The sequence below is a fragment of the Pulveribacter suum genome, from assembly GCF_003013695.1.
In the GTDB taxonomy this organism is placed as follows: Bacteria; Pseudomonadota; Gammaproteobacteria; order Burkholderiales; family Burkholderiaceae_C; genus Melaminivora; species Melaminivora suum.
The window spans coordinates 1,891,369-1,903,160 of record NZ_CP027792.1; the positions used below are offsets into that span (position 1 = coordinate 1,891,369).

Consider the following 11,792-nt stretch of genomic DNA (forward strand, 5'->3'; position numbering starts at 1 on the left):
CAGAAAGCGCTACAGGCTGTTTTCATATAAAGAAAGAGCGGGCATGACAGCCGCCCGCTGCCCGGCCCTGATCGTCGCCGCCCCGGCCTCCGGCCAGGGCAAGACGACGGTGGTGGCGGCGCTTGCGCGCCTGCACGCGCGGCAGGGGCGGCGGGTGCGGGTCTTCAAGTGCGGCCCGGACTACCTGGACCCGCACTGGCACGAGCTGGCCAGCGGCGCCACCGTGCATCCGCTGGACCTGTGGATGACCGGCGAGCGCGACTGCCGCCAGCGGCTGCACGCCGCCGCACGGCAGGCCGACCTGCTGCTCATCGAGGGTGTGATGGGCCTGTTCGACGGCGAGCACAGCGTGGCCGAGCTGGCGCAGCGCCTGGGCATTCCCGTGCTGGCGGTGATCGACGCCAGCGCCATGGGCGGCACTTTCGGCGCGCTGGTGCATGGCCTGCGCAGCTACCGCCCAGGCCTGCCCTGGGCCGGCGCGCTGGCCAATCGGGTGGCTGGCGAGCGCCATGCGCGCATGTTGCGGGACGGGTTGCAGGACGAACGCGACTGGCTGGGGGCGCTGCCGCCCCTGGCAGCGGGCGCACAGGGCAGTGGCAGCTCGGGCAGGGGAAAGCTTGGTGGGCTCCTGCCCGAGCGGCACCTGGGCCTGGTGTCTGCGCGCGAGCTGCCCGACGCCCTGGCCCGGCTGGACCTCGCCGCCGACGCCCTGGCCGCCACGCCGCTGGGCCGCATGGACGCGGCAGACCTGCGGCGCTGGGCGGTGGATTTTTTTTGCGCCTCCTTCGCCGCCCCCGCCCGGGCCGCTGCTGGCCGGGCGCACCGTCGCGCTGGCGCAGGACGAGGCGTTCTGCCTGGTCTATGAAGGCAACGTGCAGGCGCTGCAGGCGCTGGGCGCGCGCGTGCAGCGGTTTTCGCCGCTGCGCGGCGAGCCGCTGCCGGCATGCAACGCGCTGTGGCTGCCTGGCGGCTACCCCGAGCTGCACGCGCGCCAGCTGGCCGGCGCGCACCGGCTGCGCGAGCAGCTGCAGGCCCACGTAGCCGCGGGCCGCCCGGTCTGGGCCGAGTGCGGCGGCATGCTGGCGCTGCTGCAATCCGTCACCCTGGCGGGCGGCGAGCGCCTGCCCCTGTGGGGCCTGCTGCCCGGCCACGCGGCGATGCAGCCGCGCCTGGCGGCCATCGGCGCGCGCCAGCTGCAGCTGCCCGGCTGCGAGCCGCTGCGCGGGCACACCTTTCACTACAGCACCGTGGACAGCCCAGCGCCCGTGGCTGCGCAGGCCATGCGGCCCCCGGTTGCCGGCCAGCCGGCCGCCGATGGTGCCGAGGCCGTGTACCGGCACGGCAGCATCCACGCCAGCTTCTTCCATGCCTGGTTCGCCTCCAGCCCGCAGGCGGTGGCGCAGCTGCTGGGCGGCGCGCCGGCGCACCCGGCATGAATGCAGAGATGAACATGCAGGTGGCACGCAGCGAACTCATCCTGGGCGGGCAAAAAAGCGGCAAGTCGCGCCGCGCCGAGCTGCTGGCGCGCGCCTGGCTGGCGCAGTCGCCCGGCCACCGCGGGGTGTTCATCGCCACCGCCACCGCCCACGACGCGGAGATGCACGCGCGCATCGCCCGCCACCAGCACGAGCGCGCCGAGCGCGTGCCCGGCCTGCAGCTGCTGGAGGAGCCCCGCGACCTGGCCCGCGCACTGGAGCGCCACGGCCGCGCTGATACGCTGCTGGTGGTGGACTGCCTGACCCTGTGGCTCACCCACTGGCTGATGCCCGCACCGGTGCCCGCGCCGGCCCAGGGTTTGGAGCCGAAACAGCCTCAAACCCACGACTGGCAAGCGCAGGCAGCTCACTTTTTTGAAGCGCTGACGCAGTGCCCGGGCCCCGTGGTGATGGTGGGCAACGAGATCGGCCTGGGCGTCATCCCCCTGGGGCGCGAGGTGCGCGCCTTCGTGGATGCCCTGGGCACGCTCAACCAGCGCGCGGCAGCGGCCTGCAGCCGCGTCACGCTGATGGCGGCCGGCCTGCCGCTGACCCTGAAAGACGAAGAGGCAACGCCATGAAGTCACGCTGGCAGCGCGCTCTGCGCCTGGTCTGCAGCGCACTGGCCCTGGCCGGTGCGGCCGCGGCCGCGCAGGCGGCCATCACCATCACCGACGACCGCGGCCGCACGCTGCACTTTGACGAGCCGCCGCGGCGCGTGGTCAGCCTGCTGCCCTCCAGCACCGAGAGCCTGTGCGAGATGGGCCAGTGCGAACGCCTGGTGGGCGTGGACCGCTATTCCAACTGGCCCGCCTCGGTGCGCCGCCTGCCCCAGGTGGGTGGCGGGCTGGACCCGAACATCGAGGCCATCGTCGCCCTGCGCCCGGACGTGGTGCTGCTGTCGGTGAGCAGCCGCGTCAGCGACCGGCTGGAGTCGCTGGGCGTGAAGGTCGTCGCGCTGGAGCCCAAGACCCAGGGCGACGTGCGCCGGGTGCTCACCACCATTGGCGACCTGTTTGCCGTGCCGCGCGCGCAGGGCGTGGACCGGCTGTGGCGCGTGATCGACGCGGCTGTGATGGCCGCCGCGCAGTCGCTGCCGGACAAGGCGCGCGGCGCGCGGGTGTATTTCGAGGTCAGCCGCGGGCCGTACGCGGCCGGCCAGCCGTCCTTCATCGGCGAGACGCTGGCGCGCCTGGGCGTGCGCAACGTGGTGCCGGCCAGCCTGGGGCCGTTTCCGCGCCTCAGCCCCGAATACGTGCTGCGCGCGCAGCCGGACGTGATCATGGTGTCCAACCGCAGCGGCCAGCCCGTGGCCATGTACCCGGGCTGGCAGAGCATGGCGGCCGTCAAGGCCGGGCGGGTGTGCGTCTTCGGCCCCGAGCAGGCCGACGTGCTGGTGCGCCCTGGCCCGCGCATGGCCGAGGCCGCCCGCATCATGGCCGCCTGCCTGAGCGAGAAATACCGGTGAGCGCCGTGCTGCCGCAGCCCGCGACCGTGACCGCTGACGTGCCTGCCGCCGGCCGGCGCCACGCCGTGGTCGTGCTGGCTTGGCTGGTGGCCGCCAGCGCGCTGCTGGCGCTGCTGGGCGCCAGCGTCGGCAGCACCGGCTTTGAAAGCGTGCTGCGCATGGGCCAGGACGCGCTGGCGCGCCAGATCGTCTGGGACATCCGGCTGCCGCGCACGCTGGGCGCGTGGCTGGCCGGCGCCCTGCTGGGGCTGGCCGGGGCCGTCTCGCAAGGCCTGTTTCGCAACCCGCTGGCCGACCCGTATCTGCTGGGCAGCGCCTCGGGCGCGGCGCTGGGCGGCGCCGTGGCCATGGCCATGCTGGGCGTGTCGCCCAGCACCGCCGGCTGGCTGGCCCGGCTGGGCGTGACGGGCGCCGCCTTTGTCGGCGCGGCCGGCGCCGTGCTGCTGACGCTGGTGCTGGCGCGCGGCGTGCAGCACACGCTGCGCCTGCTGCTGGCGGGCGTGGTGGTGGGCGTGGTGCTGAGCGCGGCGCGCGACCTGATCCAGGTGGCCCGCCCCAACATCCTGGAGGCCATGCAGGTCTTCACCATGGGCAGCTCCGCCTTCGTGGGCTGGCAGGCCTGCGCCCTGATGGCCGGCGGCTGGCTGGTCTGCGTGCTGACGGCCTGGACGCTGTCGCGCCTGCTGGACGGCCTGATGCTGGGCGAGGCCACGGCCGCCAGTCTGGGCCTGCCCCTGGCGCCGATGCGCGCGGGGCTGATCGCCGCGCTGGCGCTGGCCACCGGCACGGCGGTGGCGCACACCGGGCTGATCGCCTTCGTGGGCCTGGCCGCGCCGCACCTGGTGCGCTCCATCGCCCGCGTCACCCACCCGTGGCAGGTGTGGCTGTCCAGCCTGATGGGCGGCGTGCTGCTGCTGGCCGCGGACATCCTGGCGCGCTGGCTGGTAGCGCCGCAGGAGCTGCCCGTGGGCGTGCTCACGGCGGCGCTGGGCGGCAGCTACCTGCTGTGGCTGATGCACCGGCGCACGCTGGGCGGCGCGCTATGAATCCGATAGCTGTCAGCGCGCGCCAGATCAGCGTCAGCGTGCAAAACAATCCCATATTGCGCGGCATCGACCTGGACCTGCCCGCCGCGCGCTGGACCAGCATCGTCGGGCCCAACGGCGCGGGCAAGTCCACGCTGCTCAAGTGCCTGGCCGGGCTGCTGCGCCATGCGCGCGTGCAGGGCCAGGTGCAGCTGCTGGGCCAGCCGCTGGCGGCGCTGCCCGCGCGCGAGCGGGCGCGCCAGCTGGCCTGGCTGGGCCAGAACGAGGCCACGGCCGACGACCTGCCGGCCTACGACATCGCCATGCTGGGCCGCCTGCCGCACCGCGCCTGGATGGCCCCGCCCAGCGCGGCCGACCATGCCGCCGTGCAGGCCGCGCTGCACACCACCCAGGCCTGGGACTGGCGCGAGCGGCCGCTGTCGCAGCTGTCGGGCGGCGAGCGCCAGCGCGTGCTGCTGGCGCGCGCGCTGGCGGTGCAGGCGCCCGTCACGCTGATGGACGAGCCCCTGGCCAACCTGGACCCGCCGCACCAAAGCGACTGGCTGCGCACCGTGCGCGCCCTGGTGGGCGGCGGCGCCACGGTGGTCAGCGTGCTGCACGAGATCTCCATTGCCCTGCAGGCCGACGACCTGCTCGTCATGGCCGCCGGGCAGGTGACCCACCACGGCGCCTGCGCCGACCCGGCCACGCACGCGGCGCTGGAGCGCGTGTTCGACCAGCGCATCCGGGTGCGCCACATCGACGGCATGTGGATGGCGCTGCCGCGTGTTTGAGAATGCGCACGCACTCCCCTGAGTCGCTTCGTGCCTTCCCCCTTTCTGGCGCTATCGCCTGCAGGGGACGCAGCCCTCGCTGCGGGGCGGCCCTTGCTCGGCTGCCCTGGCTTGGGGCGCGCCTGTTTCATACGTCGCCGGTGGCGCGCAGCGCCATGGGCGGCTGACCGTTTTTTCAGAAAGGTTTTCCCATGCAGATCGAAGCCCCGCCCAGCGTCAAGCCCTATGAGAAGCCCGAGGGCGAGCGCCGCGGGCTGGTCATCGTCAACACCGGCGACGGCAAGGGCAAGAGCACGGCGGCATTCGGGCTGGCCTTTCGCGCCAAGGGCCGCGGCAAGGCCGTGAAGGTGTTCCAGTTCATGAAGGTGCCCAGCGCGCGCTTTGGCGAGCACCGCCTGGCCGACCAGGTGGGCCTGCCCATCCAGGGGCTGGGCGACGGCTTTTCGTGGAAGAGCCGCGACCTGGAGCAGTCCGCCCAGCTGGCCCGCGACGGCTGGGCCAAGGCGCGCGAGGCCATCTTGTCGGGCGAATACTTCCTCGTCGTGCTCGACGAGGTCACCTACCCGCTGATCTATGGCTGGCTGCCGCTGCAGGACGTGCTGGACACTCTGGCCCAGCGCCCTCGCGACGTGCACGTGTGCCTGACGGGGCGGCGCTGCCCCGAGGAGCTCATCGCGGTGGCCGATACGGTGACCGAGATGAAGCTCATCAAACACGCCTTCCAGGCCGGCATTCCGGCGCAGCGCGGCATCGAGGACTGAGCCCTTTCCTGCCCGCCATGCCCCTGCTGAGCTGCTCCATCCCCACGCCCCTGGGCGACATGCTGGCCGTCGCGTCGCCGCAAGGCCTGTGCTTGCTGGAGTTCATCGGCCAGCAGGGCGTGGAGCGTGAGCTGGCCCAGGTGCAGGCCGCGCGCGGCGGCGCGCCGGCGCAGCCGGGCGCCAGCGCCGTGCTGGCGCAGGTGGCCGTCGAGCTGGGCGAATACTTTGCCGGGCAGCGCCAGTGCTTTGGCGTGCCGCTGGACCTGGTGGGCACGCCGTTTCAGCTGCGCGCCTGGCAGGCGTTGCTGGCCATCCCCTTCGGACAGACGCGCAGCTACGCGAGCCAGGCGCGCGCCATCGGCCAGCCCACGGCCACGCGCGCGGTGGCCGCGGCCAACGGCAGCAACAAGGTCTCCATCGTCGTGCCCTGCCACCGGGTGATCGGCAGCGACGGCCGCCTGACCGGCTTTGGCGGCGGCCTGCCGCGCAAGCGCGCGCTGCTGGCGCTGGAGGATGCGGGCGGCCAGCGCGACTGGCTGCAGGAAAGCCGGGGCCCATGACGGCTGCGCCTGCGGAGTGCAGTTGTTGGTCAAATAGGCTTCCAGCCCTTGCCAGTAAAGCGCGGGCAGCTATCAATTTTGATGCATTGGCGATCAGGGCCGGACGAGCTGCGGGCCCGTGCGCCACTGCGGCGGTATCAGGCCATACAGCGGCGTGGGGTCGCGCACGAACAGGCGCGGGGTGGGCGGCGCCTGCATGGTCAGCACGGCGCCCTCGGGCGTGACCTGCATGGTGGCCAGCTGGCGCATCCAGGCGACGTTGACCACGCCGTCGGGGGCGGGGCGCGAGTAGATCAGCTCCAGCATGCGCCGCGCCTCCTGGCTGCCGCCTGCAGCGGCGATCTGGTACAGGCGGATGGCCTCGGTGTAGTTGGACGGCACGCCCTCGCCGCGGTGGTAGCGCTGGGCCTGCTGCAGCCAGTCCTGCGCACTGCGCTGGGTGGGCGGCTGGACAGTGCTGGAGCGGGACGCGGGCGCCGGTTCTTGCTGCTGCAGCCGCGCGGCCAGCAGCTCGGCATTGGCCGCGGCGGCGGGCGAGCGCAGCGCCGCCTGGCGAAACAGCGCCAGCGCCTGGGGCGGGCGCGCAGCCGTCAGCTCGATCAGGCCCAGCTCGTTCATGGCGCTGGCGCTGCCGGCGCGGGCGGCGCGCTGCAGCAGCGCGGTGCGGGTGTCGCCGGTGGCGGGGCGGCCCCGTGGCGATGCGGCGGGCGCCTGCAGCGGGGCCTGGCGCTCTTGCACCCACCACTGCAGCAGCAGCGCCAGGCCGGCATCCACGGGGGCCAGGCGCTCGATCCACTGCCGGGCAGCGGCCGGGTCGGGTGGGCCCTGGCAGCCGTCGATGTGGCACCAGGCGATTGCGGCGCTGGCCAGCGGCTCACCATGGGCCTGGGCCCGCTCGAACCAGCGCAGCGCCTGGGCCCGGTCCAATGCCACGCCTTCTCCGTGCAGGTAGAGCAGTCCGAGCACCCAGGCGCTATGGGCGGCAGATCTTTCGGCCGCGCTGCCGCGCCGCGCGGGGGCCGTCGCCGCGCCGCGCAGGCGCTGCAGCCGCAGCTGCGCGGCGGCGTCGGGCTCGGCCGGCAGGCGCAGGCTGGGCGTCAGGGGCGTGCCGGAGGGCTCGATACGCCCGCTGCCGGTGGGCCCCGACAGCTCGATGGTGCCCGTGGGCGGGCGCACGTCGCCGGGCTGGACGGGCCCTGGCCGCTCGGCTATCAGGGGTTCATCGACTGCTACGGGGCCAGTTGCCACCAGCAGTTGTGCAGGGGCGGTGGTGGCCGTGCCGGCCAGCAGGATTGCCGTGGCGACCAGCAATAGCAGGGTGTCCGTGTGGCGACGCGCGCGGGGGCGGGTCTGGCAAGTGCCCATGGCCGTGTGCCGGTGGGAGGCGCTGCCCGCCTCAGCGAGCGGCGGAGGCTGGGGCGGGCTGCGGGGCTGCCGGCGGCGGGGCTTTCCTGGGCACCACCTGCCAGTTCAGCTCGGCGCGGCTGAAGCGGCCTTCGCCCAGGCCCTGGGTGAAGGCGCGGTCGATGTCTTCCAGCCCACGGTAGCCCGGCACCGTGACCAGGCCCGCGCCCTGTAGCGGGGCGGGCAGGCGCGCCAGCGCATCGTCGTCAGAGGCATAGCAGGCCACGCGTTCCACGCCCGGGCTGGTCGCGTCCATGACGAACGCCGGGTTGGGAACCATCCAGTCGGGCAGACGCACGGCCTGGTTGGCGCCGACCAGCGAATGCGTGTTGACGTTGTTCGGCGTCAGGCGCATGACGTTGCCCGCCGGGTCGGAGAAGTAGCAGTACAGGTGCGAGGTGCGCGAGACGGTGACCGAGGCAAAGACCTGCTCGCCCACTTCAAAGGTCGGGGGCACGCCGGGCGGCAGGGTGTTTTCAATCTGCATGTCGATGCGCCGCGGCAGCCCCTCGGTGCTGGTCAGTGCCAGGCCCCGGGCCGCACCCCGCACCGGCGCGGCCTGCGCCAGGGTGCTGGTGGGCCCGGATGGGCCCCAACCCACGCGCTGCAGCGAACCATCGGCCGCCAGCGCGACGAAGTGGCGCATGGCGCGCTCGTAGGTGCTGAAGTCCAGCACGCCGGTGGGCACGAGCAGGTTGTCCACCTGGAACTGCGCCAGTGCCGTGCGCAGGGCGGGCGAGTCCATGGCCAGCACATCGGCGCCGGCCTGCAGGTAGCCCTGGGCAATCAGCGAGCTTTGCACCAGCCGCGCCTGGCCCACGCCGCCGCTCTCGGCAAACCAGTCGCGCATCTGGCGCTGGAAGTCGGGGTGGTTTTGCTCCAGCGTCAGGCACTGCCAGTAGGGCACGCGGGCCCACTTGCCCACCAGCTCGACGGTGGCCAGGTCCACCAGGGTGCGCATGGCGCCCCCGGTGCCCAGGGCGTAGTCGCGCCCGACATTGAAGTTCACGCCGTAGCTGCCGATGCGCCCGGCCACGTCCAGACCCTGGCCACCGCCGCCAATGACGACTTCGTTGGCCGAATCCAGCCCGGGGATGAGCGTGCGCGTGCGAAAGTCGCCCAGATGCATCTCCAGCCCGATTACGGTGGCCGTGCGGTTGCTGCTGTAGCCTGTGTCCAGCCGGCTGGCGGACGTGCCGGCACCGAAGCGGTTGGTGACGACGTTCTGGTCCACAAAAGCAATAGCGCCCGACACGTACAAGGCCGGGCGCTGCAGCTGCATCTGGTTGTTGTTCAGGAGGATGGTGGTGAGGTTTTGCACCGTGTCCTGGCGCACGATGTCCACCTCGTAGTCCACGTAGCGAAAGGCGTTCGACAGCCGCGACATCTGCGACAGCGACGTGATGATCATGTCCTTGACGGCCACCGGCACGCGGCTGGAATAGTCCACCACCTGCTTGCTGGTGATCAAGGTGGTGGGCAGCTGGGCAGCGCGCAGCATGTGGTCCATGCACATGAGCGAATCGGAAAAGCTCGACACCGAGCGCGTGGGGCGCACCACGGGGCGGTCGGTGGTGTAGGCCGCGCTGTGCAGCTGGCTGTCCTTGCGAGGGTCCATGGGTGTGCTGCAGCCGGCGGCCAGCAGCGTGGTGGCGACCATCAGCCACAGGCCGCGATGGGTGGGCCGGGCGGGCCTGGATGCGCTGTTCATGGTGATCGCCCCTCGTCGTTGTTGTGAAAGAGCCGCCAGACAAGGGCGGCATGTGGCCTTTGTAGCTGCGGCTGTCTGGGGAGTTACCAGCAGATATTGACCAGGTCGCCGCGCAGTACCACCACCTGATCGCCTGTGGTCTTCACGCCGGGGCTGCCCTTGGCGCTGCCTGCCGCTGCCACGTTGCTGCCCACGGACTGCGAGCACACGACCTGCGAGCCTTTGGTGTCCACGGCATGGACCACGTCTTTTTCGGTGTAGATGCCGGTGGTGTCTGAGGAGAAAGCCTTGGCGACATAGCGGGTGATGCGGGCCTGCTGCCATGCAGGAATTCCCTGCTCGTAATAGATGTAGCTGGAGCGCGCCGCCGTCGGCAGCGGCTGCATCTGGACGTTGACTTTTTTCTCCAATGCAATCGGGTCTTCACCGGGAGCGGCCGATGCTGTCTGGCTTGCGACGACCAGCAGGCACGCCAGCGCCATCGCAGTCCCGCGAATGGATGTATGGCAGTTCATGGCAGATCTCCTAGGAAATGCGGTGAGAAATGCAACACCGGGCGGCGGGGCCCGGTGTTGCTGCTGTGCCAAGCCTGTCAGCGGGCGCAGTTGCCGCCGGGGCACGGATCTTCCGCGCAGGCGTCGTTGGAAGAGATGTTCTGCACGGCAACCGACAAGGAGTTGGCCTTGTTGACCACGGCGCCGCCGTTGAAGTTGGCCAACTGATTGGAAGCTGCAGCCACGAGCACATGTCCATAGTTGGAAGCAATGTTCTGGGTTGCCTTAGCTGCCGCGCCGTCTGCCATGTTGCCGACGTACGCGCCATTGGCATTGGCTGTCTGGTGCGAAGCCGCGTAGATTTCCACCTCGCCGTTATTGCTGGCCAAGTTTTGGCGTGCCATAGAGCCTACGGTCTTGGACTCATTGGCCACGGTCGCGCCATTCAAGTTGGCAGTCTGCTCCGAACTGCCCGACTGGTGGACTGTCACGGGGCCCGCATTGGACGCGATGTTTTGCCGCGCTTCGCTGGCTGTGGCGGAAGTGTTGAGCACTGCCGAGCCATTGGAATTAGTGATTTGGGTGGAAGGACCAGATAGCGCGATGGTGCTGGGCTGCGCAGCCATGGCGGCGGTAGCGAAGGCGCTCACGGCAAAGAGGGCAAGAACTTTCATGATGTGTCTCCTGGATCGACTCGAAAGAACCGTGCTCCCCGGACTGCTGTCTATAAACCACCGGGACTACGGCTGACGGGGGCAAGAGTGCTTGGGAGACAGACGATTTGGGGTGATGTCTGACAGCTCTCTTGCCTGGCTGCAGTGTCGGTTTGCAGAAGGCAGAGAGCTATGGCCGCAAAAAGGTAGCCGCTTGCCGGTGTGCGCTCTCGTGCGGAGAGGCGTTCGCCTGGCGCGTCGTACAGGCAGGAAGATGGCTTGCCGGCGCAAAGAGAGGAAGTTCTGGGCGGTAGTTAACTTTTGTAAAAAAAGCAATGCCGGACAACGAGATGTGTGGACCAAGAACACCACTGCTTTGCAAGCGCTGAACCCCATGTTTATCAAGGTAAGAACCTATTGCATAAAACGTTTATGTCGGATATTTCAAAAATACTTAATGGCAACCTGTTTGGTGCTTTCGGCAGTACCACCAGCCTCCCTAGTGCTGGGTATTAACAAAATGTGATCGAAGTAAGTTCCATACCAAAAATGCGCAAAGCTGTGTATCGTCTTGTGTAATTCCCCTTGCACCAACCACCCTCATTGCGAAACAGGCGCAACCGGACTTTTGCAGGGGGAACTTTAGGGAGCCACCATGCGCTACGCCAGTACAGCGACGTTCGAAGGACCAGTCCAGGACACGGCTGAGCTACGCCCCCGAGGGCAGTTCGCCATGCATGAGAACCCTCCGTCCATATGGCCCGAATTCCTGGCCGGGCAGCTGGAAAAGCCCGTGCGCGTGCTGCTGGTGGATGATGATGCACACATGCGCCGGGTCATCGCGCAAGAGTTGATGGCGGACGCCCGCACTCTGTTGGTAGGGCAGGCAGCGAGCGTGCGCGAGGGCCGCAAGGCCATCAAGCAGCATGAGTTCGACGTCATGCTGGTGGACCTGCACCTGGGCGATGGCCAGGGCTTCACGCTGATCGACTACATGAAGTCCACCCGCCCTTCGGCCGAGGCGATCATCGTTTCCATCATGGAATGCGACGAGCAGGTGTTGCGCGCCTTCGAGCTGGGGGCCACGGGGTACCTGGTGAAGAACTCCTGGTTCGGCAATTACCCGCAGGCGGTCTTGCAGGTGGCCAATGGCGGCGCCTCCATCACACCCAACCTGGCACGGCGCCTGCTGCAGCGTTTTGACAGCGGCAATACGGGCGTGCAGCCGGCGCAGCGCGTGCCGGCCGAAAACGAGCGCCTGTCCCAGCGCGAGAAGGAAGTGCTGCGCATGGTCGCCAGCGGCTACACCAGCGCAGAGATCGGCACGCGGCTGCTCATCAGCGGCCTCACCGTGAATACGCACATCAAGAATATCTACCGCAAGCTGCAGGTGCGCACGCGAGCCCAGGCTGTGCGCTTTGCGTCGGTGCGCGGATTGCTGTAGCGG

The 11,792-nt window shown here is 70.0% G+C and carries 12 protein-coding genes and 1 pseudogene; 9 read left to right on the plus strand and 4 right to left on the minus strand.

Annotated features, from left to right (window positions below):
- Nucleotides 1–43 precede the first annotated feature (43 nt).
- The 7 genes and pseudogenes from C7H73_RS08740 (at nucleotide 44) to C7H73_RS08770 (ending at nucleotide 6,083) form a co-directional block, all read left to right on the plus strand.
- Nucleotides 44–1,436: pseudogene (locus C7H73_RS08740) on the plus strand (cobyrinate a,c-diamide synthase).
- The gene (locus tag C7H73_RS08745) at nucleotides 1,433–2,056 is read left to right on the plus strand and encodes a bifunctional adenosylcobinamide kinase/adenosylcobinamide-phosphate guanylyltransferase (protein ID WP_106846286.1); all 624 of its coding nucleotides are present in this window, start codon (nucleotides 1,433–1,435) and stop codon (nucleotides 2,054–2,056) included. Before C7H73_RS08740 ends, C7H73_RS08745 begins: the two are co-directional and overlap by 4 nt.
- Nucleotides 2,053–2,943 (plus strand): ABC transporter substrate-binding protein, encoded by an 891-nt coding sequence (locus C7H73_RS08750; protein ID WP_106846287.1) that lies wholly within the window; start codon nucleotides 2,053–2,055, stop codon nucleotides 2,941–2,943. Before C7H73_RS08745 ends, C7H73_RS08750 begins: the two co-directional genes overlap by 4 nt.
- Nucleotides 2,940–3,989: a FecCD family ABC transporter permease gene (locus tag C7H73_RS08755; RefSeq protein ID WP_106846288.1), complete on the plus strand. Its 1,050-nt coding sequence runs from the start codon at nucleotides 2,940–2,942 to the stop codon at nucleotides 3,987–3,989. The genes C7H73_RS08750 and C7H73_RS08755 overlap by 4 nt, the downstream gene beginning before the upstream one ends.
- Nucleotides 3,986–4,762, plus strand: coding sequence for an ABC transporter ATP-binding protein (locus C7H73_RS08760; RefSeq protein WP_106846289.1), 777 nt, complete (start codon nucleotides 3,986–3,988; stop codon nucleotides 4,760–4,762). The genes C7H73_RS08755 and C7H73_RS08760 overlap by 4 nt, the downstream gene beginning before the upstream one ends.
- A 191-nt stretch (nucleotides 4,763–4,953) precedes the next feature.
- Nucleotides 4,954–5,523 carry a cob(I)yrinic acid a,c-diamide adenosyltransferase gene (gene cobO, locus C7H73_RS08765; protein ID WP_106846290.1) on the plus strand — a complete coding sequence of 190 codons (570 nt, stop codon included), beginning with the start codon at nucleotides 4,954–4,956 and terminating at the stop codon, nucleotides 5,521–5,523.
- 17 nt (nucleotides 5,524–5,540) lie between these two features.
- On the plus strand, nucleotides 5,541–6,083 hold the full coding sequence (locus C7H73_RS08770) for a methylated-DNA--[protein]-cysteine S-methyltransferase (RefSeq protein WP_106846291.1): 543 nt from the start codon (nucleotides 5,541–5,543) through the stop codon (nucleotides 6,081–6,083).
- A 93-nt stretch (nucleotides 6,084–6,176) separates the two neighbouring features.
- Here C7H73_RS08770 and C7H73_RS08775 read toward each other — a convergent pair whose 3' ends face one another.
- The 4 genes from C7H73_RS08775 to C7H73_RS08790 form a co-directional block, all read right to left on the minus strand.
- Complete coding sequence (locus C7H73_RS08775; RefSeq protein ID WP_106846292.1) at nucleotides 6,177–7,448, minus strand: tetratricopeptide repeat protein; 1,272 nt, start codon at nucleotides 7,446–7,448, stop codon at nucleotides 6,177–6,179.
- A gap of 31 nt (nucleotides 7,449–7,479) precedes the next feature.
- Entirely contained in the window at nucleotides 7,480–9,198 is a 1,719-nt protein-coding gene (locus C7H73_RS08780; protein WP_106846293.1) for a DUF4384 domain-containing protein, read from the minus strand.
- Nucleotides 9,199–9,281: 83 nt separating this feature from the next.
- Nucleotides 9,282–9,713, minus strand: coding sequence for a hypothetical protein (locus C7H73_RS08785; RefSeq protein WP_106846294.1), 432 nt, complete (start codon nucleotides 9,711–9,713; stop codon nucleotides 9,282–9,284).
- Nucleotides 9,714–9,790: 77 nt separating this feature from the next.
- Nucleotides 9,791–10,366 carry a hypothetical protein gene (locus tag C7H73_RS08790; protein ID WP_106846295.1) on the minus strand — a complete coding sequence of 192 codons (576 nt, stop codon included), beginning with the start codon at nucleotides 10,364–10,366 and terminating at the stop codon, nucleotides 9,791–9,793.
- A gap of 115 nt (nucleotides 10,367–10,481) precedes the next feature.
- On the opposite strand from C7H73_RS08790, the gene C7H73_RS15520 reads away from it, so the two are divergent.
- Nucleotides 10,482–10,871: a hypothetical protein gene (locus C7H73_RS15520; RefSeq protein WP_157948337.1), complete on the plus strand. Its 390-nt coding sequence runs from the start codon at nucleotides 10,482–10,484 to the stop codon at nucleotides 10,869–10,871.
- A 207-nt stretch (nucleotides 10,872–11,078) separates the two neighbouring features.
- Complete coding sequence (locus tag C7H73_RS08795; RefSeq protein ID WP_193483919.1) at nucleotides 11,079–11,789, plus strand: response regulator transcription factor; 711 nt, start codon at nucleotides 11,079–11,081, stop codon at nucleotides 11,787–11,789.
- Nucleotides 11,790–11,792: the final 3 nt, after the last annotated feature.